This window comes from Pseudomonas sp. SIMBA_041 (assembly GCF_046535095.1).
Taxonomy (GTDB): Bacteria; Pseudomonadota; Gammaproteobacteria; order Pseudomonadales; family Pseudomonadaceae; genus Aquipseudomonas; species Aquipseudomonas mucoides.
Genome location: NZ_JAWRXJ010000005.1, coordinates 319,879 through 346,058 on the forward strand (window position 1 = coordinate 319,879; position 26,180 = coordinate 346,058).

Here is a 26,180-nt window from a genome sequence, read left to right on the forward strand (position 1 = left end):
CCTACGCTTGCAAAAATCGATCGGGCCGGCATGGGCAAAGGGCACTGGACGCCTTGTCATCGATGATCTCCTCGCTGGCCAGACGTCCCACTGTCGCAGCCAAAGTAATTCCAGGGTGCATTGCACAAACGTAGACGCCACCCACTTTGGGTAGATAACCGATGATGGGGATGCCATCGGCAGGCATGGGCCTGAGTCCGACACAAGCCCGTTCCGGATCTATGGAAACAACACCATGGAGTTCGTTCTGGATTGTCTTGGCAGTTCGAAGCGCTATCGCTGCCGGCTGATTTTCCATGGCGTCGTCCAGGTAATCTTCTGCCGCCAGCAACGCATCATCCGAACTTTGCCTCACTTCCATTTCAGGGCTGGAGATGAGGGTGTGCACGAGGTTGGGTTGTGACTTGTAACGAATGAAAATGGCAGGCGAGGCCTCTATTGGCAGGGACACTCCAAGCATGTCTGTCAGTTTCGTGATGCCTGTCCCGGCTGCCAGTACGACAATATCGGCATCGAGGATGCCTATTGTTGTTTCGACTCCGGTCACCGTTGCACTCTGGGTTACAAAACCGAGCACTCGCGTCTGAGTGAGAATCTTCGCCCCATACGCCTGGGCACCTGCGATCAACGCATGCGTAGCTGCCACTGCGTCCAGCGCTCCTTCTTCAGCCGCATACAGAGCAGACTGGGGAGGGTTCTTGAGATTTGGTTCCAGGTCGAGAATCTGCGATCGAGACACCAGGTTTGCCGAAGCTTGGTGACCTGAGATCGGCAGCGCTCCAATCGCCATCACGCTGTAAGACAAGGCACCTGTCCATCTTATCTCCAGACCTGGCAGCTGCGTTTCGAGTCGGCGGTACTCCTTGATGGCAGAACCGCGCAGTTGCGCAATTGGGTCAGGTTCGGGGTGTGAGGCATTGAGCCAAGCGAATGAGCTGCCAGTCACTCCCGAAGCTATATCTTCAGCTTCTACCAAAGTGACATTCGCGCCTTTACCTGCCAAGTGATACGCCAATGACGCGCCAACGATGCCTGCACCAATGACAACGACTCGTTTGTCCTGACCATTTCCCATATCAACCTCCGTTCTGTCGATGTGCCGATGGTACGACAGCTGGATGATTTCATGACATGAGAACCTGATCGTTCAGCTTTTTGAGTGTCTGCTTCTGGCCCAGGCTGTGTGAAAACGTCAGCGTCGATAGGGACGGGGCGTCTCTACGTGAAGTCCGTAGATATACGGAATCATCTTCACTGCTCTGGAGGTCAGTTCTTACGACATTGGTTAAAGGATTTCTTGAGTTCATCGGTATCATTACTCTCGCCCCTCTCAAATCAGGTCATGCCATGAACCAAAACCCTATGGAATCCTGCCCCCGCTGTGGATCGGTCCAACACGTCAGACCAAAGGGAATTCTGAAAGGAGCAGCAAGCCCAAAAAAACGCTTCAATGGGGAAGAAAAAGCAGGCTATCAACGCTTGGATCAGCTAGCAGTTGATGAATGCAAGCCTGCCCTTCTGAAAGCAGCGCCGCTGGAGCAGCTGGTTGATGGGTTTTATTGCGATCATTGCGGGGTGGGTTTTGTAACAAGCGAGATTGTACAAGGTGTCGACCGAACATCGCTCTAGAGACGATGACGGGGGTTGTTTAGATCGAAACGGCTTTTCATGACAGGCAGAAGTCGAGGAGAACGGGTGAAAACGCCAGTGCTTGTCTAATCTTTTGATCGTCTAGATCGCATCGAGGACGATCATGAAGCGATTCATTGAAGGCGAGGCCCGGACGCAAGTGACTCTGCTGCCGGAGTGTCTGGACGATTACGTAACCGAAGAAAATCCAGTGCGAGTGGTCGACGTTTTCGTCGATGAACTCGACCTGGGCGCACTTGGTTTTGAGGGCGTCGATCCTGCTGCAACGGGTCGTCCGGCCTACCACCAGCGGTGTTGCTGAAGATCTATATCTACGGCTACCTCAATCGGATTCAGCCCAGCCGCCGGCTGGAACGTGAGGCCGAGCGCAACGTCGAGTTGATGTGGCTAACGGGGCGCTTGGCTCCAGATTTCAAGACCATCGCCGACCTTCGCAAAGACAACTGCAAAGCCATTCGTAGCGTCTGCCGCCAGTTCGTAGTTCTTTGTCGCAACCTCAACCTCAACCTCAACCTCAACCTCAACCTCAATCTCTTTTCTCAGTCGATCGATCGCCATCGACGGCAGCAAATTCAAAGCCGTCAATAATCGCGACCGCATCTTCACTCAGGGCAAGGTGAAGGCACGCATGCAGCAGATCGAACAGAGCATTGACCGTTATCTGGCGGCGATGGATTCGGCGGATCGGGCAACGCCCGAAGTGGCCGAGGCCAAAGCAGAGCGGCTTAAAGAAAAAATAGAAACACTGAAAAAGCTGATGCAGAAACTCAAGGACATCGAGGCGCAGCTCCACGACAGTCCAGACCAGCAGATCTCCCTCACAGACCCAGATGCACGCTCAATGGCCACGCGTGGCCGAGGCACCGGAACGGTTGGCTACAACGTACAAACAGCTGTCGACGACAAACACCATCTGATCATTGCCCATGAGGTGACCAACGTTAGTAATGATCCTGGGCAACTGAGCAATATGGCGAGCCAGGCACGTGAAGAAATCCAGGCTGAATCGCTAACGGTGGTGGCCGACCGAGGCTATTACAAAGGTCTGGAAATCCTTGCTTGCGAGCAAGCCGGCATCACTACCTTCGTACCGAAACCCCTCACATCTGGCAGCGAAGCCGAAGGCAGATTCGGCAAGCAGGATTTCATCTATTTTATTGCGTCGGACGAGTATCGAGGCCCTGCGGGGCAGTTACTAGCCAGGCGGTATTCGTCGATGGAAGACGGCATGTTATTGCATTGTTATTACTTCACGGGCTGCCAGGCCTGCTCAATGCAAAAGCAATGTACGACGGGTAAGGAGCGCCGTGTGAAGCGCTGGGAACATGAGGCGGTAAACGACGCGATGCAAGTTCGGCTGGAGCATGACCCGGGGAAGATGAAGGTTCGCCGCCAGACTGTTGAGCATCCTTTGGGAATGCTTAAATATTGGATGGGAGCCACCCACTTCCTGACCAAAACACTTTCGAGGGTAAGTCCCGAAATGAGCCTTCATGTGCTCGCCTACAACCTCAAACGGCATTACGAACGTCTATGTCGCTGACTAAGGTTATTCGCGCTTCCGCCCGCTGATTCCACAGGCAATCCTCGCGACTCTCGGTTTTCGACGTATTTAGCGCGTTTTCACACAGCCTGGACCCATCGCTGACAGTCGACCTGCAACCCTAGGCTGGGTTGAGCGCGGCGAAATCCATCAATCGCACTTACCGCTCATTCGCAGAAGTCGAAAATCAAGTTTCCGTACAGGGCACGATGGGCAGTAATTCGCCATGCGACCCAGGGCATAGGCGTTGTCATCGCTCATGCAAGGGGGGGCAATGAAGAGGGGTAGCCCATTGGGCCTGCTCCTCGCGGATGACTTCGGCTGCCGCGGCAATCTCGCCGCGCAGCCAGCGATGCGCCGGGTCGGTGTGGCGGCGCTCGTGCCACACCAGCGATACTGTGAAGCGGGCCTCTTCGACCGGCGGTTCGAGCACCTGCAAGGGTAGCTCTTTGACGATTCGGCGTGCAGTCAGCTCGGCGATGGTGCCGATCAGATTGGATTCGGCGACCAGGCGATAAGCCAGCAAGAAATGCGGCACGGTCACCGAGGTCTTACTTCGCACCCCGTACTTTTCGTAGAGACCGTTAACCGCCTCCTTCACCGCGCCGTGATGGCTACTGATGCGCAGGTGACGACCAGCTTGGAACTGTTCGAGTGACAGGCTGCCGTCGATTTCGGGATGACCAACGCGCACTATGGCCTTCAGCCGGTCCGAGAACAGCTTGCGCACGTAGAAATTGGGCGTCGCGGTCTCTTCATTCCACAGGACCAGGTCGATCTCGTTGTTCTTGAGGGCGAGGAGGTCGTCCTGTGGCTTCAGCGGCTTGATGCTCAACTCGACCCCAGGGGCGACCTCACTCAGCCGCTTCACCAAGATCGGCAGCAGGATGAAGCCGATGTAGTCGGTAGTGGCGATGTGGAACACGCCATCAAAGCTCGCAGGATCGAACGCCTCGACGGGGCGCACCAGCGCTTCGATGGCATCAAGCGCGCGCCTCAAGGGCTCGGCCAACTCGAGCGCGCGCGGCGTCGACACCATGCCGCGTCCAGCCGACACGAATAGCGGATCGCGAAACAGCTCGCGCAGCCGGCCGAGTGTATGGCTGACCGCCGACTGCGTCATGTGCAACTGCTGCGCAGTACGCGTGACGTTGCATTCCTTGAGCAGGGTGGCGAATACCTGCAGCGACTTCAGATCGACGTTGTGCAAAGTTTCTCCCCCGCGCTACCACGCGCCGCTAGCACAGACCGAGCGCGCGCGCGTGATGACGAAAATGGTCTTCAATAAAGGTCGAGATGAAATAGTAGCCGTGATCATAGCCGGCTTGGCGACGCAGTGTCAGCGACTGCCCGGCCTCGTTACAGGCGACTTCAAACAACTCGGGCCTGAGCTGCATCTCGAGGAATTGATCGGCCAGCCCCTGGTCGATCAGGATCTCGCCCGGATAGGGCTCGCCCAGCGTTTTGAGCAATTCGCACGCGTCGTGGCGTTTCCACACTTCACGATCGTCCCCGAGGTAGCAGCCGAACGCCTTCTCGCCCCACGGCACGCGGCTCGGCGCGACGATAGGTGCGAACGCCGACAGCGACTTGAACCTGTCCGGGTACTTGAAGGCCAGCGTCAGCGCGCCGTGGCCGCCCATCGAATGATCAAAGATCCCCATGCGTGTGATATCGACCGGAAAATGTTCGGCCAACATTCTGGGCAACTCGCCCGCGACGTAGCTTTCCATCCGGTAGTGGCGCGACCACGGTTCGCGGGTCGCGTCGATATAGAAGCCGGCGCCGGTGCCGAAGTCCCAATCCACTTCCTCGCCGTCGATGTTCGCACCGCGCGGGCTGGTGTCGGGGGCCACGAGCGCGATGCCAAGTTCTGCCGCCACTCGCTGTGCGCCAGCCTTGATCATGAAGGTCTCTTCGGTGCAGGTCAGGCCGGCAAGGTAGATCAATACCGGCACCTTGCCGTGTTCGGCCTGCGGCGGCAGGTATACCGAAAAGCGCATGCTCAGGCCGATGGCGCGCGAGTCGTGCTGATAAAAGCCCTGGCGGCCGGAAAAGCAGTCGTGCTGGCTTAGGATTTCCATGTGTTCTCCCAAAAGGTGCGGGCGGCGCTGTGGATACCGTCGCCCGCCAAGGGGCAACCCCAAACTTAGTAGACGACTACAGAGCGGATCGACTCGCCGCGCTTCATCAGATCGAAGCCGTCGTTGATCTGATCGAGGGTTAGCCGGTGGGTGATCATGTCGTCGATGCTGATGCGGTTTTCCATGTACCAGTCGACGATCTTCGGCACGTCGGTGCGGCCGCGTGCTCCGCCGAAGGCCGAGCCCTTCCACTCGCGACCGGTGACGAGCTGGAATGGCCTGGTGCTAATCTCCTCGCCAGCGGCGGCGACGCCGATTAGGATCGACTGGCCCCAGCCTTTATGGCAGCACTCAAGCGACTGGCGCATGGTGTTGACGTTACCGATGCACTCAAACGCGTAGTCTGCGCCGCCGTCGGTGAGCTGGATGATTGCGTCGACGACGTTGTCGACCTCCTTCGGATTGATGAAGTGGGTCATTCCGTACTTGCGTGCCATTTTCTCGCGTGCCGGGTTGATATCGACACCGATGATCTTACCGGCGCCAACCAGCTTCGCGCCCTGGATCACGTTGAGGCCTATACCGCCGAGGCCGAAAACTACTACGTTGGCGCCCGCCTCGACTTTGGCGGTGAAGATTACCGCGCCCAAGCCCGTAGTCACGCCGCAGCCGATGTAGCAGACGGTATCGAACGGCGCGTCTTCGCGGATCTGCGCCAGCGCGATCTCCGGCACTACGGTGTAGTTCGAGAAGGTCGACGTGCCCATGTAGTGCAGGATGGGTGTGCCGTCGAGCGAGAAGCGGCTGGTTGCGTCCGGCATCAACCCGCGGCCTTGTGTCGAGCGGATCGCCTGGCACAGATTGGTCTTCTGCGACAGACAGAACTTGCACGTGCGGCATTCAGGCGTGTACAGCGGGATCACGTGGTCGCCCTTTTTTAGCGTCTTCACGCCCGGGCCGACGTCGACCACTACTCCTGCACCCTCGTGACCGAGGATGGCCGGAAATAGACCCTCGGGGTCGGCACCCGACAGCGTGTAGTAGTCGGTGTGGCAGATGCCGGTGGCTTTCAGTTCGACCAGCACCTCGCCCTCTTTCGGGCCTGCTAGATCGACGGTTTCGATGGTCAGCGGGGCCCCGGCTTTCCAGGCGACTGCGGCTTTGGTTTTCATATTTCGCTCCAGGAGGGTCCGATTACAACGGACAAGTAACAAGTCATGCAGTCGCAGTCTTTTCTACTGCCACTGCCTCAGGTTTCTTCTTTTGGTTTTGCTGTACTCCGTTGAACAGCAAATTCAGCAGTACCGCAGAAATAGCTGCCAGTACGATCCCGCTTTGCAGCAGCGGCGCCATTTCCACCGGGAATTTGTCGAAAAAGTGTTTGGCTAAGACCGGGGCCAGGCCGATGCCGACGCTGACGGCCACGGTAAAACCGTTAAGTGGCTGGTTCACGAAGTCGACATGGCTGAGTATCTTTATGCCAGCCATCGCAATCATGCCGAACATGATCATGCCGACCCCACCGAGCACGAAGACCGGCACCGAGGCGACTACGGCGGACAGCTTCGGAATCAGCGCCAGCACGATCAGGAGCACACCGCCCATTGCACAGACCCAGCGACTGCGCACCCCAGTTACTTCCAACAGGCCGACGTTTTCCGAGTAGGAGGTGTACGGGAAGATGTTGAAGATCGAGCCGATCACGGCGCCCAGACCATCGGCCCGGAAACCGCGCACCAGATCCGCCTGCGTCATCTGCTTGTCTGTCATCCTGCCGACCGCCATGAACACGCCGGCGGTTTCGATCACGTTGACCAGCATGACGACCGTCATGCTCACGATTGCCCAGAAATCGAACTTGAGTGCGCCGAAATGAAAGGGTGCCACCAGACCGAACCACGGCGCTTCGCTCACTCCGTCGAAGTGGACCTCGCCTAGCAACAGGCAGACCGCCACCCCGAAGCCGGTACCGAGCAGCACCGAAACATTGTTGAGAAAGCCGCGGGCGAACTTGGCCATCAACAGAATGAACATCAGCACCGCGAACGCTACGGCGATATACAGTGGGTTGCCGAAATCGGGGTTACCATATCCACCGCCAGCCCAAGTCACGCTTACTTCCATCAGCGAAACGCCGATGGCCAAGAGGATTGTTCCGACTACCACCTCCGGGAAGAAGCGCAACATCTTCGCGATCAAGGGTGCTATCAAGATGACGATGGCGCCAGCCACCAACATGGCACCGAATACGCCTGGCAAACCCAAGCCGGGCTTGGCGCCGATGGCGATCATCGCGCCAATACCGGTAAACGAGACACCCATCATGATCGGCAGCTTCACGCCGAACCAGCGCACCCCCACCGTCTGCACGATGGTGATGAGGCCGGAAACGAACAGGTCGGCGCTGATCAGGAAGGCAATCTCGCTCTTGGACAAGTTCAGCGCGCCGCCGATGATCAGCGGCACCGCGATTGCGGCGGCGTACATCACCAGCACATGTTGAAAACCGAGTATGGACAGACGTCCCAGCGGTAGCGCTTCATCCGCAGAACAACGAGACGCGGAGGGGTAGTAACGTTTGGTTTTCATCTTGCTGCCTCTCATTTAATTTTTGTATTAGATGGCCCAGCTTAGGATGCTGCTGTTTCGAAAATGCCGGACATCACGATGAATCCCGGCAAACGTTTTACTCTGTCGGTCCAGCGGCGCAGCGCCGGGTAGTCGATGAGAGAGATGCCGCCCTCATCGGACAGCATTACGTAGGGGAAGCAGGCAATGTCGGCGATGGTCGGGTGATCGCCGCGACAGATCCAACCGCCATCCTCCTGCTCGGAGAACCACAGTCGCTCGTCGAGCGCCCTGAACAGCGCATGGGCACCAGCACGTGCCTGGTCGGCGTCGAGCTCATAACGCAACAAATCGTGCAGACGCGCTGCCGACGCGGTGCTGGTGATGCCGTCGGCGAACGCCAGCCACATATTTACCTCGGCCAACGACTGCGGATTGTCGGTCGGATACCAGCGTCCGCTGTCATCGTAACGCGCAGCCAGATAGGTCAGGATCGCCTGCGCGTCGCGCAGCACGAAGCCGTCGTCGTCGAGCACCGGCAGTTGGCCGAGCGGGTTGATCGCGAGGAAGGTGTCGCTCTTGTGTTCCTTGCCCGGGAAGAACTCGACGCCGAGTTTCTGGTAGTCAAGGCCGAGCATGTTCATAAAGAGGCGCAACTTGTAGCAGTTGCCTGACAGTTCGTAGTCGTACAGTGTGATCATTTTCCACTCCCTTACAGGTCGAGAACCAAGAGTTCGGAACGGCTGCGCGATACACATGGCATCAGGCAGCGGTGGCTCTGTTTTTCGTCTTCGTTTAGGTAGACGTCGCGGTGCTCAGGCTCGCCGTCGACCACCCCGGTGCGGCAGGTACCGCACACCCCCTGCTCGCACGAGGTATCGAGCACGACGCCGTGAGCCTTCAGCGTGTCGGACAAACTGACGCCGGCCGGCACGACGAATTCGGTGCCGCTTGTTTGCAGCCTCACGCGGAAGGGCTTGTCCGCGTCGTGCGACACCTCGTTAGCAAACAGTTCGAAGTGGACGCGCGCGTCGGCGATGCCGTTGACCGCCGCCCGTTCTCGCACCAAGTCGATCAACGGACGCGGCCCGCATACGTAGACGTGGCGCTCCGAGCCTGCTGCGATAAACGCTGCATCGACTGCGTCGCGCGTGGCATCCACTGTCAGACCCGTGTGTAGCTGCAGGCCGTCCAGCTCGGCGAGGCGATCGTTGAAGGCGACATGCTCTTTGCTGCGCGCAAAATAGTGGAGTGCATAAGGCAACCCTGCATGTTGCAGCGAGGCGCCCATCGCCAGGATCGGGGTGATGCCGATGCCGCCTGCGATCAGCACGCCACCCTCGTCCGGGACGAGAGGGAAGTGGTTTTTCGGTGCCGCCACGGTCAAGCTGTCGCCGACCTGCAGCGACTCGTGCAGCGAACGCGATCCGCCGCGCGACGCCGGTTCGAGCTTCACGCCGATCACCAGGTGGTCGCGCTCGCCAGGCGCATTCACCAGCGAATATTGGCGCACGAGACCGTTCGGCGTATGCACGTCAAGATGCGCGCCTGCGTCGAAGTCGACGCGTTCGCCATCCAACAGCGCCAGCTTGAACGCGACGATTTCCTCGGCGGTATTCCAGCGCGCCGCGACAGTCGTCCGGATCAAGGTTCTGCTGCTGGAAGCGGTGTTTCGGGAAGCGCTTTGGACGATGGGAATCAAGTGCAATTTAGCCACGGCCTCAGCCAACGGGGGATGACCCGCGGATGATTCACGGTTTTCCACATGGCGACGTAGCGTCGTCAGCAGGCGGTTGTGCCAGCGCAACGTCTCGCGCTCGTCCATGCCGACAAGGTTGGCTGAGCCATGCACGATGGTCTTGGCCTCGTTCGCTGGCTGCAGCCAGAAGCGTACCTCGCGACCGCCTGACTCGGTCTGCCATGCTAGGTCGATCTCGGCGCGGTTTCGCAACAGCGCGCTTGAGCCAGGCACGGCGTCCTCATCGTAGTCGGCGTAGCGAGCCAGTTCAGCGGCGACCACGTCGAGGCCCGCGTTGAAGGTCAGGCTGCGCAATGCGAGCGGCAATGGGGTGAACTCCGGCGAGAACGCTACGGCGCCGGAGTTCGTCCCCTTCGCCACCAGGCTGACCCACACGTAGCCGTTCGCTTCCGTCGCCGCAAACGTCTGCGCGCACAAGCTTGGTGGGGGGGCGGTCTGGCTTGTGGCGGGAATGAAGGTGCAGCGACCGTCGCCGCTCTGGTACTGCCAACCGTGGTACTGGCAGCGCAGCTTCTCGCCGGTGTTCACGCCGAGCGTGAAGCGCACGCTGCGGTGCGGGCAACGGTTTTCCCAGGCGTTCACACGGCCGTCGTCGGCACGCCACAGCGCGAGCTCGACGCCATGCAGTTGACCTTGAAAGACGTGGCGCATGTGCAGGTCGTCAGTGCGTGCCACCGGGTACCAGGTGTTCTCTTGGGTGTTCATGCTGTACTCCTCTTCGATGGTCGGCGTGATCAGGCGGCGCGGTAGGTGCCGTAGACGACACCCTTATCGGACAGCCAGCGGCGGTAGGCGGCCGACATCGCGTCGGCACGCGTCGGCACCTCGAACTTCGGATCAAGAGGCAAGGTTCGCGGCAGGTGGTTGGACAGGATCATCAGATCCTGGCCGACGATGGTCTGCTGGAACAGACGTAGCTCGCTGTCGGTGTGGACGTCGTCGATGCAGGCCAGCAAGAGATGGGCGACACACCAGTCTTCACTCAAGGGCTGGGTAAACAGACAGATGACATCGCGCCGCGTCGAGTCGGACACGCTGGTCTTATAGAGGATGGAAGCCAGGGGGCGAACCACTCGATAAATGTACTGTGCGTCGATACCGCCCGTGGCAGCCGCGCCGGCCATCGGCTGGTAAAAGGAGCAATCATTGGCAAAAATCTCGTCGTTCTCTTTATCGAGAACGACTTGGTACGGCTTGACATCGGTATGCGGCACTTCGCCCAATAGGCCTCCATGGACGTACGGAAAATGCGCCATATCGAGGAAGTTCTCGACCACGCGCAGACCGGAAGCATGGATCTGCATCGAACCCAGGCCAAGCACGCGCCGGTCGGACTCGTTGAACTCGGGTAATGCGAAAAAGCCCTTGTCTGGCTCGCCGAGTGATATCCAGTGGGTGTGGTAGCAGGTCTGCGTGCGGCACGACGTGCCACTGCCGTCGGCGAGACGCGCGCTGAATACACCATCAGCATCGCGGCCGTATGCAATCTCGCAACCCAGAACGCGGGTGCGGTACTGAGAACCGTTTTTTAGATCCGCCTCCACCGCGACTGGATACCATTCGTTCCAGACTGCTGCCTCGATTTCCATCTTTTCCTCCTCTTATTATTCTGAATACGGCTCTGTCACCGTCCTGTAGGGCAACAATAAGAGGGAGGATTGAGATCTAACTAACGCCTATGGTTCATTCCAGTTATGAAAACTTTTCATATGTCTGCTCGGAAGCCTTGTATGTGAAATATCGACGATTTTTCTCTTTGCTTACTAGAAAGCGCGCCGACCTTACCGGGCTCGAAATGGCACTCCGTCGAATCGTATCAAGCGGGTATGTCACCAACGATGGACGTCTTCTTCAATATCCCTGGTTTTAAATGATGACCTCTCCATTCAACCATTCCTGATTCATCGTCTCGGCATCCCCCAGGTAATCGAGTAACCAGGCCATGGCCGGCGAATGCTTGTTTTGGTTCCAGGCTACGCAGGACGGGCTGGCGGCGAAGGGCCGCTGCAGGTTCAGGGCGACCAGTTCGCCTTGCTCAATGAGCTGCCGCACCAGGTGTGCCGGCGCCATGCCCACGCATAAGCCTTCGCGCAAACAATCCAGGGCCGAGGCCCAGTTAGGCACCACCAGCCGACGCTGATTGTCCACGGACCAGGTGTCGCGTTTGGGCAGGTGGCGTGAAGTGTCGTTCATGCACAGCGCGGGGTAGGGGCGCAATTGATCGTCGTCCAGCGGACCGTTCAATGACGCCAACTGATGCCGGGTGCTGGCCACGCACAACCAGTTCAACAGGCCCATGTCGCGGAAGCTGTAGTGACTGGCCACCGGCACGGCACTGGTGGCGCCGATCACGATGTCGGTGCGCTCATCGGCGAGGGCGTCCCACACGCCGTTAAACACCTCGTACCCGAGTAGCAACTCCACGTCAGGAAACTGTTTATAAAAGTCCAACACCAATTGCCGGCAGCGTTCTTGTTTGACGATGGCATCGACCGCCACTTTCAACTGCCCGCTCCAGCCGTTGGCCACTTGCTGGCACAGACGGCGGGTATCGAGCATGGTTTTCATCACGCCCCGGGCCTGCTCAATAAATAGCTTGCCGGCCGCTGTCGGCTCGACGTCACGATGGCGCCGCACAAACAGCGGCACTGCGAGCCATTGTTCCAGCTGTCGCACGGAGTAGCTGACCGCCGAAGGCACGCGGTGCAGCTCCTGAGCCGCGGCGCTGAAACTGCCGTGCCGGGCCACGGCATCGACCACATCCAGGGAATATTCAGACCACATTCAGGTGCCTTCAAAAATATTGATAAGAGCGTCCAATTATTATCGCTTCACACGAAAAACTCACCGCCCATAATGGCACGCTGCTAACAAATTATTTGACTGAAGAGTCAGTTAGGGCGCTGATGAAAAACTCTTTTGGTTTCACCTGCTACCTGGTTGGGCTGAGCATGCTTGGCTACTTGGGCATGGATATGTATTTACCGGCGTTTAGCGTCATCGGCGGCGAGCTGCATCTGTCGGCCGGTACAGTCGGGGCGAGCCTGAGCATCTTCCTTGCTGGTTTTGCCGTTGGACAATTGTTGTGGGGGCCGCTATCGGATCGCATCGGCCGAAAACCCGTGTTGTTGATGGGCTTGAGCTTGTTCGCGCTGGGTTGCCTGGGAATGTTTTGGGTCGAGACCGCCATGCAATTGTGGGGGCTGCGCTTTATCCAGGCCATCGGCGTGTGTTCGGCGGCGGTTAGTTGGCAAGCGCTGGTGATCGACCGTTACCCGGCGCAGCAAGCCAATCGCTTGTTTGCCGGGATCATCCCGCTGATGTCCCTGTCGCCCGCACTCGCGCCACTCCTGGGCGCGCTGCTGTTCAATCACTGGGGGTGGCAGGCGATTTTTGCGGTGTTGTTTGGCGTCAGCGTCGCATTGTTGGTGCCAACGGCGTTGCTCGAAGCCGCGCCGAAACGGCTGATAGCCAATGGCGAACGCCCCCGCATCAGTTTCGGACAACTCCTAAAATCGACGGCGTTCAGCGGCAACGTATTGATCTACGCCGCCTGCTCGGCGAGCTTCTTCGCCTGGCTGACCGCCTCACCCTTCATCCTCGGCGGCATGGGCTACAGCCCCAGCGACATCGGCCTGAGCTACGTTCTGCCAACCCTGGGATTCTTGATCGGCGGCTTCAGTTGCCGCAGCCTGCTGCAACGGATCAGCGGCAACATCATGCTGCCCTGGCTGATCCTCGCCTATTGCGTAAGCATGGTGGCGCTGTACCTGGTGGCGACGCTGACCACGCCGACTCTCACCACACTGCTAATCCCGTTCTGCGTCATGGGGCTGGTCAACGGTGCAAGTTTCCCGATCATCGTGACGAATGCGCTGATGCCATTTGCCGAAAACTCCGGCAAGGCCGCGGCGCTACAAAACACGCTGCAATTGGGTTTGTGCTTTTTCGCCAGTTTGCTGGTGTCGTCGCGGATTGAGCAGCCGTTGCAGATCACCGTGGAGGTAATGTTGGTGACCGCGCCGCTGGTGGTGCTGGGGTATTGGATTCAACGGCGTAAGCGCGACGAAGCAGAGCAGTTTGAAACAGACCGGTAACAGCGATTCGGCATTTCTTACGGGCGTGGCTGACACGCCAACGCGCAAACAAGAAACGGGCGCCTCCACGGCGCCCGTTTTCATTGTGCGCCAGGCATGGCGCGTTGCGCGCAAGGGCAACCAACTTGGCTGTGGTGGCCACGCTGGTGACTTGGAGGTGAAAGTCCTCTATCTGAGGATGACGGCTGACAGGACAAAGGCAGCGGCGGCGTCTGTGGCGTGGACGAAAGCGTAGCCGGACACGCTGATGGCGCGAGTGCTTGCACCGGCCAACCTCAAGCGGGCGGCGCGCCATATCGATCGATACGTTAAGCCCCAGGCTTCAGATGCGCCTAAGTGTCAGCGAAACATCTTCCCTCGTTTCCAACCCCAATACTCCAATCGGCAGCGTGACGTCTGAAGCTGACGCGCCGGCAATCCGAGCGGTATTAATAAAATAAAAACTACCTGTTCTGCGCCTGAACGTCGCGATGGAGTTCGCGCGACTTCGCACATGACTCGGTTTTCTGATCTGGCTCAACGTATCTACCGTACCTGGGCGTAGTGTTTGCAATAACGTTTCGTAGACACGGCGGAAATGGGTGCTTACGTCCTTTACGGTTTTCAGTGTGTTTTTGAGATGTTTTTGCCTTTTTCATACTTTAAAGGGTGTCCGATGAAAACCTCATATTTCGTAGCAACGACAATCCTCGCCGCAGGCTTGTCTGCCCTTGCATCTCCCGCCAACTCGCAGACACTCGAAAAAATTGCCGACAGTAATAAAATCACCGTGTCTTACCGGGAGGCATCGATACCTTTCAGCTACTTGATCGGTCCTACCGAAGCGGTGGGTTTCTCAGTCGATTTAACGGATGCCATCGTTGATGATGTGCGCAGGCAGCTCAAGAGGCCGAACTTGGAAGTGGCTTACATTCCTGTGTCTTCGCAAACCCGCATTCCGTTGCTGGTTAATGGCACATACGATCTGGAGTGCGGATCCACCACCAACAACGCTGCGCGTGGCAAGGACGTGGCTTTTGCAATTAGTCATTTCTACACCGGCACGCGTCTATTGACCAAGAAGACCTCCGGCATAAAGAACTACGCCGATCTCGCAAAGAAGACGGTCGCCAGCACCGTCGGCAGCACGAACGAGAAGGTTCTCCGCCAATACAGTGCCGACAACAATCTAGACATACAGGTCGTCTTGGGCAAAGACTATGACGACTCCTTGGCGCTGGTTGAAAATGATCGTGCCGTGGCGTTTGCCATGGACGATATCCTGCTGTTTGGCCTAATGGCGAACTCCAAAAATCCCGATTCGCTCGAAGTCGTGGGTGATGCGCTGCAAGTCGAACCCTACGGCTGCATGCTTCGCAAAGATGATCCTGAATTCAAGCAATTGGTCGATGGCACCATCACCCGCCTCATGGAGTCGGGCGAATTCGCAAGGCTGTACACCAAGTGGTTTCAATCACCGATTCCTCCAAAAGGAATGAATCTGAATATGCCGATGAGCGAACAGCTCAAAGCCAATCTCAAGGCCCGCAGTGACAAACCAGCGCTGTAAAGCTTGACGAGTACCTGAGCAAATGACACAGAAGTCCGACTTGACTCGGTCATTGCGAGCAGCTGCCGGCTCCACATCGCATCGGGTCGGCACTAAGGCTCGTTGAGAGCGGTTCCAGCCGCAAACTCAGATTAGAGTGGGCTCTATTCACCTAATTGAGTACAAAGCCGATCGGTTGCGTAATCTCATACTCGCGGGACTTTACTTAAACGGTGGGAGGCAACTCCCGTGTCATGTGCGGTAAAGACGTGCGTGGCGAGCTATCCGGAATAGCCAGCGTCGCACGTAACCCGCCTTCCGGTCGGTTGACCAGCGTGATGTGTCCGCCCAGCCGGGTCGCGATGGTGTTGACGATGGTCAGCCCCAGTCCCGCGCCCTGGACATTGCCGCGACTGTAAAACCGTTCGAACAACCGCTCGCGGTCCGCTTCATCAATGCCAGGGCCCTGATCCTCGACACTCAGCAAATAGAAGCCATCGGCCTGACCTAACTGCACGGTGATCACGCCTTTATCAGGGGAAAAATTTACCGCGTTGCTGATCAGGTTGTTCAGTGCGATGTCGATGGCGGCAGCGTCGGCCACCACTTTGAAGGGGCGGTCCTGGACGTCGAAGGCCAGCTCAAGATTTTTACTCAGTATCCAGGGCGTAAGCTGAGCCAGGCTGCCGCGCACAATTTCGGCCAGGTCGATGCCGTGCTGCAGCGGCGCCATGGCTTTGGGTTCCAGGCGAGCCATGGTCAGCAATTGATTGACCAGGCGGCTGGTGCGGTCGACGCCGGCGATCAGAAACTCCAGCGAGTCACGGCGCTCTTCTTCGGTGCCAGCCTCCAGCAGATTTTGCGCATGGACCCGCAGCACCGCCAAAGGCGTGCGCATTTCGTGGGCGGCATCGGCGATGAAGCGGTGTTCGCGGGCCAGCACTTCCTGAATCTGCGCCAGCATGCGATTGAGCGCTGCTTGCATCGGCTCCAGTTCACTGGGCAGCGGGGTCAGTTGCAACGGTTCCAGCGAGCCGCTGTGCCGTGCCCGCAACGTCGCCGCCATGTTTTCCAGCGGCTTGAGGCCCCAGCCGATAGCGATCCAGATCAGCACCGCCAGAATCAAGCTGCCCAGCACATTGGGCCACAAGGTATGGCGCATGATCCGATCCACCAGGTCCGCGCGCACGTCGTCCCGTTCTCCGACCCAGATTTTCAGCTCGTTCTGTTTGTCATCCAGCAGGAACGCGCGCCAATGGCGATTGTTCAGGTCGACCACATCACTGAAACCGGGTGTTGCTGGCGGTGTGCTGAAAGAGGGCGCGCTGGCCGTGTGTACCAGCACTTCGCCGTGACGATTCCAGACCTGAAACGCCAGTTTGGTTTCATAAGGATGGCCGTCGACCCTGGGGTCTGCTTCGCCCAAGGCTTTATTGAAGGCCTGATACAGGTCGGCGTGTTCCTTGTTGGCCAAGGGCATGCGCATCACGCCTTGCAGCAGCCGGGCGTTTTGAGCCAGTTGGGCGTCATAGACTTCGGCGATTTCATGATTGCTGTCGTGCAGATTGAACAGGCTGATCACCGCGACGCCGACCAGCATCAGGCCAATGATGAGCGTGAGGCTGCGGCGTCGAATCGACGTCATCGATGCTCCTCCACCAGATAACCGACACCGCGAATGGTGCGGATCAGGTCGGTGGAGAATTTTTTGCGCAAGTGGTGGATATGCACTTCCAGGGTGTTGCTTTCGGCTTCCTCGCTCCAGCCATACAACAACTGCATCAGGTGATCGCGGGTCATGACCCGGCCTGGCGGCGAGAGCAATTCGTGCAGCAGCTGATATTCCTTGGGCGTCAGTGCTACCGGTTCGCCGTGATAACTGACTTGCTGGGTGCCAGGGTTCAGGCTGATGCCGGCGTGCTCGATCAGCATTTGCGCGCGCCCGACACTGCGGCGCAGCAAGGCCCGCAAGCGCGCCTTGAGTTCTGCCAGGTCAAAGGGCTTGATCAGGTAATCGTCGGCCCCGGCATCCAGCCCGGCAATGCGGTCTTCGGTCGCGTCGCGCGCGGTGAGGATCAGCACCGGCAGGTTGGAACCGCTGTCACGCAAGCGCCGTAATACCTCAAGCCCGTCCATGCGCGGCAGACCGAGGTCGAGCACGGCCAGGTCAAACGTTTCGCTCAATAGCGCGTGCAAGGCGCTGGCACCATCCTGTAGCCAATCGACGGTGTAACCCTCGCGGCCCAAGGCCTGATGGATGCCCTCGCCGAGGGCAACGTCGTCCTCGATCAGTAATAAGCGCACACGAACTCCTGTCAGTCGAGTTTCTTGTTCACGTCCACCAGCAACGCTTCAATCTCTTTGCGTCGCCCCGCGTCGGCGGTTTCCCGTCCGGGCCTTGGCGCTGCCTGCAACGCTTTCTGCAGCGCGCTTTTGGCTTCGTTGTAGCGCTTTTGACGGTAGAGGTGATCGCCCCAGAAGTACAGACTATCGATGCCGTCCGGGTTGAGTTGCAAGGCCTGTTTGAGCAACTGTTCGGCCTTGTCCGAATCACCAAAACCGATGGGCCAGCCCGGTACGCGGTCATAAAGCGCACCCAGACTTGTATAAGCCGAGCCTTGCAAGGCTTTCGGGTCCAGGGTCAGGGCTTTTTCCAGATCGGCTTTTGCCGCCTTGACCTTGCTCAGCGCGCCGAGGCCGCCCTGGGCACCGGCCCAACTGCTGTTGACGATGCCGGACCAGATCCAGGCTTCTGCCACCGATTGGCGTTGCTGGGTGAACGCTGACGCCTGGGCCGCCAGTTGTTCAAACGCTGCAGTGCGTTGCGCTTCGGGCACTTCGTATTGAATGTGCGCCCAGCTTTGCTGGATGCCTTTGAGGCGTTGCTGGTCGGCGGGGTCGAGGGCCCAGGCACTTTGGCTCAAGGCGCCGAGTATCAGGCAAGCGATGACTTTTTTCATGGTTTCAAGTGCTCGTTGTCAGGTTTTTCGCTCAGACGACGGATCAGCGGCAATTGCTTGCGCAAGCCCTTGTCCACCAGATGGGGCAGCAGACTGTTCAGGCGCACGAAAAAGCGTTCCGGCCAGCCCAGGTACAAATCGCGGTGATCACCGGCGATGGCATGGATCACGGCAGCCGCGACCGTTTGCGGATCATCGACGTTGGCTTTGAGTGCATCATTCAAGGCTTGGGCCGCCGGGCTGTTCATCCGGGTGCGGGTGGCGCGCGGGGCGACATACAACACGTTGACGCGGGTGTCCGCCAGTTCCCGGCGCAAGGCTTCGGAAAACCCGCGCAGGGCAAACTTGGTGGCGCAATAGCTGGCATAGCCGGGGTAGCCGATGGAACCGTAGGTTGAGCCGACGTTCACCACCATCGCGCTTTCGGCTTCCTTGAGCAGCGGCAGCAAGAGTTTGGTCAGGCAGATCGGCGCGCTGATGTTGACCGCCATCATTGCGTGGATTTCGCTGTCCTCGAGTTGTTCGAGCATGGCGAAGTGATTGATTCCGGCGGCGTTGATCAACAGGTTGATCCCGCCAATGGCTTGGGCAGCAGCCAACACCTTGCGCCGATCGGTGAGGACGGTCAGGTCCGCGCCGATCCAGCACAGCTGCTGCGGATAGCGCGCCAGCAACGGCGCCAACGGTGCCTCTTGCCGCGCGACCGCCAGCACTCGGGCACCGCTGGCGCACAGGGCGGTTGCGATCGCCAGGCCGATGCCACCGCTGGCACCGGTGAGTACCACACGAGCTTCAGACAGGCGCATGCAATGTCTCCCCGTCGCGTGGCAAGCCACGGAACATGTCGGTGTACAGCGTGTACACCACTTTGGACGCGTGAATGACCGCAGCCTGGTCGGCCGGATCATCGAGGGTGTTCATCAGGCGGCGATAAGTCTGCATGTGCTCGATGTCCAGGGAGCCATGGGAGCTGAGGTAGCTGAAGGCACTTTCCGGCAAGTCCAGCCGCTCGCGAATACTGCCGGCGGCGTGAGTGGCCAGGGCGATGCTGGTGCCTTCCAGCACGTTGACCATCCCGAACAGGCCGACCGGGTTGTCCCGGGCAATCAAGTCGTAGAGAAAGCTGACCATCAACTCGATCGGCAGGCTCGGATGACCGTCGCGCACCGCAACCTTGTCGCCGCCGCAGGCCTCGATGTCATTGAGGATCCATTGTTCGTGGCCGTATTCATCCTCGATGTATTCGCAAACGGCTTTGCGCAGCCATTCCAGACGCAACGGCAGACGCGCGCCGCAGGCCATCATCAAGGGCACGGTGTGGCGTACGTGGTAATAGGCTTGCGCCAGAAACGCGCGGTAACTTTCCAGGCTGACCTTGCCCTCCAGGGCGTCGATAATGATCGGCAGATTGAACAGCGCATGGCGTTCTTGTTGCGTGGCTTCTTGCAGCCTGTCGAAAAAACTCATGATGCGGATTCCTCGGAAAAGACAGATTCAGACAGTTGCGCCCGGTAACGCTCGACGATGGCGTCACGGCGCAGTCGGCCATTGGCGGTAAGCAGGCCATTGGCGGGGGTGAAGGGTTGGTCCAGTCGGGTCCAGTGGTGGACCTGGGCGTAATCGGGCAAGGCTTCGTTGGCCTGGGCGACGGTGGCGGCGAGTTCGTCGTCGGTGCATTCAGGGCGCGAGGGCCAGAGCAGCGCATGGTTGTAGGGCAGGGCTTCGCCGTAGACGAAGGCCTGGGCGATGTGGCGGCGCTGGGTCAATTCGGACTCGACCCACTCCGGGTTCACGTTGCGCCCGAAACTGGTGACGAATTGATGTTTCTTGCGCCCGTTGAGGTAGAGAAAACCTTCGGGGTCAAATTCGCCGAGATCACCGGTCGGCCACCAATCATCGGTGGGCGGTGCTTCGCCCAGATAGCCCAGCAAGGTCGAACCCTTGACCAGCACTTCGCCGTCCTGGGCCAAGCGAATCTCTACATGGGGCAGGGGCTGGCCCACGCTGCCGGGACGGCGCGCGCCGGGCCGATTAAGGCACACCACCGAGGCGCACTCCGACAGTCCGTAGCCTTCGTAAACCGGCAGGCCGATACGTCGAGCACGGTGCAGCAATTCCTCGGACACCCGTGCGCCACCCACTGCGGCAAAACGCAGCGTGCCGGGGTTGAAGGCTTTCTGCTCGGCGGCACTGACCAACATTAGTAACAGCTGCGGCACCAGGATCAGGCTCTCGGGGGCGCGGGCGGCCAGGCAACTGAGCAGCTGTGGCACGTCCACTCCGCTGGCCCCTTGGATGCCGAGGGATTTCTGGCTGGGCACGCTCAAGGTCGCGCCGGCATACAACGCGGCATAACAACCGAGGTTTTCCAGCAGGATCGCCAAGGGCAACAGCGCCAGGTGATGCTGCGGATCGGTGGGTTTGCTGGCCTGGTCCAGTTCGCGAGCGACCGTCAAAATACTCTCCGCGCTCAGGCACACGCCTTTGGGCGTACCCGTGGTGCCGGAGGTGAAGGTCAGTTTGGCGGTCCCCTCGGGCAGGCGATTCGCGTCCATGAAGGTCCGGCACCAGAACCCGTCGGCTTTCTCGTAGCCGGCCTCCTGCAGTTCGGCGTCCAGCTGCGGCTCGGCAATCACCCGTTCGGCGTGACTCTGTTCCAGGCAATGGCGGCGCTGGGCCGGGCTGAAAAACGGTGGCAACGTCAGGCAGGTCAGGCCTTCGAACAACGCGGCCAGGTCCCAGAGCATCGCTTCAACGCCATTGTCCAGGGCCAGCGCAAGCACCCTGACGTGTTCATCGCGCAGACGCTGCTGGCGAGTCAGCACTTCGGCGTACAGCGTGGCGTAGTTCACCTTCACCTGATCGCCCCACAACGCAATCGCGCTGGGTGTGCGTTCGGCATGGTTGCGCAGGGTCTGTTTGAACCGTTCGGTTTCAGGCGACATGGCTGGACTCCTCATTGGACGTTGGCAACCCCAGGCGACTGAACATCCCGCTGTTGTGCAAATGGATGAAGCCGGCGCGAATGTTGCCCACGTGTACCCAGGGCTTGCTTTCGTAATAACTGCCCCAGTGGTGGCGCTCATCACCCAGCCGCTCGGGATCGGCGGCGCACAGCGTCACGGGTTTCAAGCCCAGGCGATGAAAGCTGTTGACCAGGCCGACATTGCCGGTGAACGCCACCCACTCCAGGCCACCCATGGCCAGAAGGTAGGTGATGGCGATGATGCTCATCCGTGCGCTGCCGGTGTCACTGGCGGCCAGGTTGCCGACTTCGACGATGCCGGCACGGTCCACGGGGCGATCGGCGGCCGCGCTGATCAGCGGGTCGATCGATTCGTCCAGATAACGCTCCAGAAACAACTGCCCAAGACTCGCGAGACGAATCCCGGCCACCGCACACAGTTCGCCCGCCGCGTTGCTCATGCCGAACAGTTCGGGCATGAAATGACGGATGTCGGCACCGTGGGCCTTGCGAAAGCGTTGCTGGATAAAGTCTTCAAAGAGGGGGCGCCGGGGCTCGTCCGGCAGCGCTCTGTGCAAACTCATCTGTTCGGTTTCGGATTGGCCGAAACGCAGGGGGAGCGCGATGTTCCACTCAAAATCGGGCATGGGAAGACGCCTCCACGGTTCAATTGAGGAAGAGTATTGAAGGCAATACTTAAGAGAGTCTGAAGGTGGAAAAAAGGAGGAGGGCAGCGGTCTTCAGACTGCCTTAAGACTTGGCGGGCAATGTGCGGCCAGTCAGTTCGGTGACACATCGGACCCAGGTAAGGCGAATGACTCGCCAGCCGGCAACAACTTTACGAGGCCCCTTATGACCCGCGACTCAGCAGCACCTCGCTATGGAAAACTGTCGATGATCATGCACTGGCTGATGCTGGGCTTGTTTGTCGGCGTCTACACCAGTATCGAGCTCAAAGGCATGCTCCCCCGCGGGCATGCGTTGAAGGGCCTGTTTCTGGGGCTTCATGGGCTGTTCGGGTTGAGCATTTTCATATTGGTCTGGGTGAGGCTGCTGGGGCGACTCACGCCTCGTCCGCCCATCACCCCGGCATTGCCCCTGTGGCAGACCGGCATTTCGCACCTGATGCATCTGGCGTTGTACGGATTGATGATCGCCACCCCGCTGCTGGCCTGGCTGATGCTCTCGGCCGGCGGCAAGCCGATGCCCTATTTCGGGTTCTACCTGCCGTCATTGGTGGCGGTTGATCCTGATCTGGCCCGGCAGTTCAAGCATTGGCACGAACTGCTCGGCAGCGCCGGTTACTGGCTGATCGGTTTGCACGCGGCGGCGGGGCTGTTTCATCACTATTGGGTCCGCGACAACACCCTGACCCGTATGCTGCCGGGCCGATCCGGCAATGCGGTCAATCAGCGCCAGCGATGATCTTGAATTTGGTGCGGGCCAGGCAAAAAGACAATACACGGACTATTGAAGTCCCCTGAATACCCCTCAGGCAAAACACAACCCCCTGTAGGCGTGAGCCTGCTCGCGAAGACGGCCGCCCATCCAGCACCGATGCTGAGTGACACATCGCCATCGCGAGCAGGCTCACGCCTACAGGGATTTCGTTCGCCTGAGGCAGTGCGTCATTTGCCTCTGTTCCGCTGACGATGAGCACGGCGATAGCGTTACACCATCGCTCTGTGTCTTGGGACTCCGGACTGGGTATTTGCAATTTGAATCGGTCACAGGTGTTCATCTGCCGAACTAACACTGATTTTAGCTTCCTGGGCGAATCGAAAAAGACCTACACCGAGGAAGTACGTGGCAACGACGAAAAGTAGACCGGCACCATAGGCGTACTTGAAGCCGATGAACTCGGTTAAAAAGATAATAGCGAGCAGCAGGGTGGCGCACAGTCCGCCGCGTAAAGAAGACAGGATACCGGCGCTCAATAAGTCAGCCCTCCGCCGCAATCGCTCCAGGTCAACCCTGAGGTGCGCACGGCTCAGGTCGTCTTCGGGGATCGCATTGAGTACCCGTGTACGGTCGATGACAACTGATAACCTCGAAGACATTAACGAAACGAACGCCGCTATTGCACCCAAGAAAAACGTAGGGGCTGTTGCTTGTGAAAAGATGTGGGACAACCGTACAGCGTCAGGAATGAACTCGTTCAATTGAGAGCCCCCCTATAGGCCGAGTATCTGCCATTTTCCAGGCTGGAATAAGGCGCCACTTGGAACTCACTGCCTCCTCCAGATCGCATCGCCGCAACAAACACAGCTTTGGCATCCCGTTTCGCGGAGGTTGGCCGGCGGTTGGATAGCGACGGTTTAATTGCAACCGTCGCCGGGTCAATTTACTCCTTGGTTCGTCGGCGCGCGTGCAACCTGTATCGCCGCGTATTTTGAATTCATGCGTTACTCTTTGCCGCTTTCGATGGCTTGCTGGGCCTGCTTCAACTTCTCGATATCGGCTTGGGTCAACTCGGGGCGGTCAATCTTCAGCGTCAGTTTGTTCAGCTTGCCGGTGAACGTGAACGGCGGCAGATAGTCAGCGTCGTTGACCCCGGTGAGGGTGTCAGATCCGATATCCAGACTTTCATCCCAGGCCAGGGTGAAGGGAAGGCTGTGCTCCATTTTGTGTTGGTCGACGACTTTGCCGTCCACCTTGAGCGTGCCCATTCCGCCGAGACCGACGCCCGAAAAACTGTTGAACGCCAGCGTTGCAGCGCCGAGACCGTCGTACTTGAAGTCGAATTCCAGCACATGTTTGCCCGGTGTGAGCGCGTCGGCACCAGCCCAGCGTACCCGCTCCAGATCGATCAGGTTCCACAGGAACACCGGTTTGCTCTTCAGAAGGTAGAAGCCGTAGCCAGCGAAACGTCCGCCCTGGGTGATCAACATGCCTTCGGCACCGTTATCGCCAACTTCCACCTCGGCTGTGTAGGTGTAGGACGTATTCAGCACGCTCGGCGCATCGCCATTGGGTGTGCCCTTCAGAGGATGTTCCCAGGTGAACACGTTGCGTCCGGCCGTAATGCTCGGCCTAGGGGCTATCATCCGCGGCAGTACTGAAGTGTCGAGCGGCAGTACCTGATACTTGCGCGCTTCATCCATGAACATGGCCTGCAGCTGTTTGAGCTTCTCCGGGTTCTGCAACGCCAGATCGGTGGACTGTGAGTAGTCCTCGTTCAGGTTGTACAACTCCCATTGCATCTGCATGGGGTCGGAGGCTTTGGCGGTCATATTCCAGGGGGCCCGCACCACTTTGGTACTGGCCATCCAGCCGTCGTGGTAGAGCGCGTGGTCGCCGAGCATTTCGAAGTATTGAGTCTTGTGGGCGGAGGGTGCCTGGGCGTTTGTCTTGTCGAAGGTGTAAAGCAGGCTGTTGCCTTCAATGGGCTTCTGGGCAATGCCATTGACCGTGTTCGGCGCACTGACGCCGGTGGCCTCCAGGATGGTCGGCACAATGTCGATGACGTGGTGGAACTGGGTACGGATGCCGCCCTTGTCGGTGATTCGCGAGGGCCAGGAAATGGCCATGCCCTGGCGCACGCCGCCCAGGTGCGATGCGATCTGCTTGACCCATGTAAAGGGCACATCAAAGGCCCAGGCCCAGCCAGCAGCCATGTGGTTGTAGGTCTGGTCGCTGCCCCAGGTGTCGTAGTATTTCTTCAGTTGCAACTCGACCGGTATTTGCACGCCGTTGAACATGGCGACTTCATTAGGTGTTCCGAACATCTGCCCTTCAGCACTGGTGCCGTTGTCGCCGGTGATATAGATGATCAGGGTGTTGTCCAGTTTGCCCATGTCCTCGATGGACTGGATCACGCGGCCGATCTCATGGTCGGTATAGGCCTCGTAAGCGGCGAACACCTCAACCTGGCGGATATACAACTTCTTCTGGTCGGCGCTTAGGCTGTTCCAGTCGGGCAACAGATCGTTGGGCCAAGGGGTCAGTCGGGTGTCCGGCGGAATCACGCCGAGCTTTTTCTGGTTGGCAAAGATGGTCTCGCGCAGCTGGTTCCAGCCGCCATCGAAGAGGTGCATGTCGCTGATCTTCTTGATCCACTCCTGCGTAGCGTTATGTGGCGCGTGGGTGCCGCCGGGTGCGTAGTAGACAAAGAATGGACGGTCCGGGGTCAGGGCGTTCATGCGTTGCATGTAGTCGATCGCATCGTCGGCCATTGCCGTGGTCAGGTTCCAGCCAGGCTTGCCCTCGAATGGATAGATTTGTGTGGTGTTGCGGAACAGGTTGGGCTGCCACTGATTGGTGTCGCCACCGATAAAGCCATAGAAGTACTCAAACCCCATACCGGTTGGCCACTGACCGAAGGGCCCGGCCTGGCTGGCCTGGAAGGCTGGGGTGTTGTGATCCTTGCCGAACCAGGAGGTGTGGTAACCGTTATCTTGCAAAATGCGGCCGATCGTCGACGTGTTTTTTTCGATGATGCTGTCATAGCCGGGATAACCGGTGGCCGTTTCGGAAACAGTCCCGAAACCGACCGAGTGGTGGTTACGTCCGGTAATGAGTGCCGCGCGGGTCGGTGAGCACAGCGCGGTGGAGTTGAATTGGGTGTAGCGCAGGCCGTTGGCCGCGATGCGATCCATGGCGGGCGTTGGAATCACCCCGCCAAAGGTGCTGGATACCCCGTAGCCAGCGTCATCGGTGATGATCAGCAGCACATTCGGCGCGCCCTTGGGCGGCACGATGGTCGCCGGCCAGTAGGGTTTGGAGCTTTGCGCAATGTCCGTGATCGTGCCCCCGAACGGTATGTCGGGCGCCGGTAGCTGATCGCCGGAAATGACTCGGGTGGTGCTGGTCGTGCCCGGCGGACCATTGAGTTGATCGGCCTGAGGGTTGTTGGTGTACACGCCGAGGGCAAGGCATAGCAGCAGGGGAGAGACGGTTCGCCGCACCGAGGTTGAACGAGGAGGGATCATCATTGGCTCCTGTTTGGGAACACACCGCTGCAAACGGGTTGCCGCTCGGACAGGGAATGTGCGCGATTAAAAGTGGCCTGTGTTGGTGTTGCCTT

The 26,180-nt window shown here is 59.0% G+C and carries 22 protein-coding genes and 1 pseudogene; 5 read left to right on the forward strand and 18 right to left on the reverse strand.

Annotated elements, in window-relative coordinates:
* Position 1: 1 nt before the first annotated feature.
* Complete coding sequence (locus SB725_RS14190; RefSeq protein WP_027925343.1) at positions 2-1,075, reverse strand: NAD(P)/FAD-dependent oxidoreductase; 1,074 nt, start codon at positions 1,073-1,075, stop codon at positions 2-4.
* A 272-nt stretch (positions 1,076-1,347) separates the two neighbouring features.
* Here SB725_RS14190 and SB725_RS14195 point away from each other — a divergent pair, with 272 nt between their 5' ends.
* Together SB725_RS14195 and SB725_RS14200 are read left to right on the forward strand one after the other, a co-directional pair.
* Positions 1,348-1,629, forward strand: a complete 282-nt coding sequence (locus SB725_RS14195; protein WP_410921978.1) for a hypothetical protein — start codon at positions 1,348-1,350, stop codon at positions 1,627-1,629.
* 124 nt (positions 1,630-1,753) lie between these two features.
* Positions 1,754-3,193: pseudogene (locus SB725_RS14200) on the forward strand (IS1182 family transposase).
* A 250-nt stretch (positions 3,194-3,443) separates the two neighbouring features.
* Here the strand turns inward: SB725_RS14200 and SB725_RS14205 are convergent.
* The 8 genes from SB725_RS14205 to punR form a co-directional block, all read right to left on the reverse strand.
* Entirely contained in the window at positions 3,444-4,403 is a 960-nt protein-coding gene (locus SB725_RS14205; RefSeq protein WP_410921979.1) for a LysR family transcriptional regulator, read from the reverse strand.
* A 28-nt stretch (positions 4,404-4,431) separates the two neighbouring features.
* Positions 4,432-5,277, reverse strand: coding sequence for an S-formylglutathione hydrolase (fghA, locus tag SB725_RS14210; RefSeq protein ID WP_410921980.1), 846 nt, complete (start codon positions 5,275-5,277; stop codon positions 4,432-4,434).
* A 65-nt stretch (positions 5,278-5,342) separates the two neighbouring features.
* The gene (locus SB725_RS14215; protein WP_194939646.1) at positions 5,343-6,449 is read right to left on the reverse strand and encodes an S-(hydroxymethyl)glutathione dehydrogenase/class III alcohol dehydrogenase; all 1,107 of its coding nucleotides are present in this window, start codon (positions 6,447-6,449) and stop codon (positions 5,343-5,345) included.
* 43 nt (positions 6,450-6,492) lie between these two features.
* Positions 6,493-7,866, reverse strand: coding sequence for a nucleobase:cation symporter-2 family protein (locus SB725_RS14220; RefSeq protein ID WP_194939645.1), 1,374 nt, complete (start codon positions 7,864-7,866; stop codon positions 6,493-6,495).
* A gap of 41 nt (positions 7,867-7,907) precedes the next feature.
* Positions 7,908-8,546 carry a glutathione S-transferase family protein gene (locus tag SB725_RS14225; protein ID WP_194939644.1) on the reverse strand — a complete coding sequence of 213 codons (639 nt, stop codon included), beginning with the start codon at positions 8,544-8,546 and terminating at the stop codon, positions 7,908-7,910.
* A gap of 11 nt (positions 8,547-8,557) precedes the next feature.
* Positions 8,558-10,309 carry a Rieske 2Fe-2S domain-containing protein gene (locus SB725_RS14230; RefSeq protein ID WP_410921981.1) on the reverse strand — a complete coding sequence of 584 codons (1,752 nt, stop codon included), beginning with the start codon at positions 10,307-10,309 and terminating at the stop codon, positions 8,558-8,560.
* 29 nt (positions 10,310-10,338) lie between these two features.
* Complete coding sequence (locus tag SB725_RS14235) at positions 10,339-11,193, reverse strand: aromatic ring-hydroxylating oxygenase subunit alpha (protein ID WP_194939642.1); 855 nt, start codon at positions 11,191-11,193, stop codon at positions 10,339-10,341.
* A 277-nt stretch (positions 11,194-11,470) separates the two neighbouring features.
* Complete coding sequence (gene punR, locus SB725_RS14240; RefSeq protein WP_194939641.1) at positions 11,471-12,388, reverse strand: DNA-binding transcriptional activator PunR; 918 nt, start codon at positions 12,386-12,388, stop codon at positions 11,471-11,473.
* A gap of 122 nt (positions 12,389-12,510) precedes the next feature.
* On the opposite strand from punR, the gene punC reads away from it, so the two are divergent.
* Together punC and SB725_RS14250 are read left to right on the forward strand one after the other, a co-directional pair.
* Positions 12,511-13,701, forward strand: coding sequence for a purine nucleoside transporter PunC (gene punC / locus SB725_RS14245; protein ID WP_410921982.1), 1,191 nt, complete (start codon positions 12,511-12,513; stop codon positions 13,699-13,701).
* Positions 13,702-14,278: 577 nt separating this feature from the next.
* Positions 14,279-15,250, forward strand: a complete 972-nt coding sequence (locus SB725_RS14250) for a transporter substrate-binding domain-containing protein (protein WP_410921983.1) — start codon at positions 14,279-14,281, stop codon at positions 15,248-15,250.
* 205 nt (positions 15,251-15,455) lie between these two features.
* Here the strand turns inward: SB725_RS14250 and SB725_RS14255 are convergent, their stop codons facing one another.
* The 7 genes from SB725_RS14255 to SB725_RS14285 are packed head-to-tail and all read right to left on the reverse strand — an operon-like array spanning position 15,456 to position 21,801.
* Positions 15,456-16,874 (reverse strand): ATP-binding protein, encoded by a 1,419-nt coding sequence (locus SB725_RS14255; protein ID WP_027925347.1) that lies wholly within the window; start codon positions 16,872-16,874, stop codon positions 15,456-15,458.
* The gene (locus tag SB725_RS14260; RefSeq protein WP_410921984.1) at positions 16,871-17,533 is read right to left on the reverse strand and encodes a response regulator; all 663 of its coding nucleotides are present in this window, start codon (positions 17,531-17,533) and stop codon (positions 16,871-16,873) included. Before SB725_RS14260 ends, SB725_RS14255 begins: the two co-directional genes overlap by 4 nt.
* Before the next feature lie 11 nt (positions 17,534-17,544).
* Positions 17,545-18,189: a tetratricopeptide repeat protein gene (locus tag SB725_RS14265; protein WP_027925349.1), complete on the reverse strand. Its 645-nt coding sequence runs from the start codon at positions 18,187-18,189 to the stop codon at positions 17,545-17,547.
* Positions 18,186-18,995, reverse strand: coding sequence for an SDR family oxidoreductase (locus SB725_RS14270; protein WP_059181038.1), 810 nt, complete (start codon positions 18,993-18,995; stop codon positions 18,186-18,188). Before SB725_RS14270 ends, SB725_RS14265 begins: the two co-directional genes overlap by 4 nt.
* Positions 18,982-19,656, reverse strand: a complete 675-nt coding sequence (locus tag SB725_RS14275; protein WP_027925351.1) for a TenA family transcriptional regulator — start codon at positions 19,654-19,656, stop codon at positions 18,982-18,984. The genes SB725_RS14270 and SB725_RS14275 overlap by 14 nt, the downstream gene beginning before the upstream one ends.
* Entirely contained in the window at positions 19,653-21,134 is a 1,482-nt protein-coding gene (locus tag SB725_RS14280) for an AMP-binding protein (RefSeq protein ID WP_410921985.1), read from the reverse strand. The genes SB725_RS14275 and SB725_RS14280 overlap by 4 nt, the downstream gene beginning before the upstream one ends.
* On the reverse strand, positions 21,124-21,801 hold the full coding sequence (locus SB725_RS14285; RefSeq protein WP_027925353.1) for a thermostable hemolysin: 678 nt from the start codon (positions 21,799-21,801) through the stop codon (positions 21,124-21,126). The genes SB725_RS14280 and SB725_RS14285 overlap by 11 nt, the downstream gene beginning before the upstream one ends.
* Positions 21,802-22,006: 205 nt before the next feature.
* Between SB725_RS14285 and SB725_RS14290 the strand changes: the two genes are divergently transcribed.
* Positions 22,007-22,579: a cytochrome b gene (locus SB725_RS14290; RefSeq protein ID WP_027925354.1), complete on the forward strand. Its 573-nt coding sequence runs from the start codon at positions 22,007-22,009 to the stop codon at positions 22,577-22,579.
* A gap of 302 nt (positions 22,580-22,881) precedes the next feature.
* Here SB725_RS14290 and SB725_RS14295 read toward each other — a convergent pair whose 3' ends face one another.
* Positions 22,882-23,316: a DUF2721 domain-containing protein gene (locus SB725_RS14295; protein ID WP_032833640.1), complete on the reverse strand. Its 435-nt coding sequence runs from the start codon at positions 23,314-23,316 to the stop codon at positions 22,882-22,884.
* 243 nt (positions 23,317-23,559) lie between these two features.
* Complete coding sequence (locus SB725_RS14300) at positions 23,560-26,085, reverse strand: arylsulfatase (RefSeq protein ID WP_410921986.1); 2,526 nt, start codon at positions 26,083-26,085, stop codon at positions 23,560-23,562.
* Positions 26,086-26,180 lie beyond the last annotated feature (95 nt).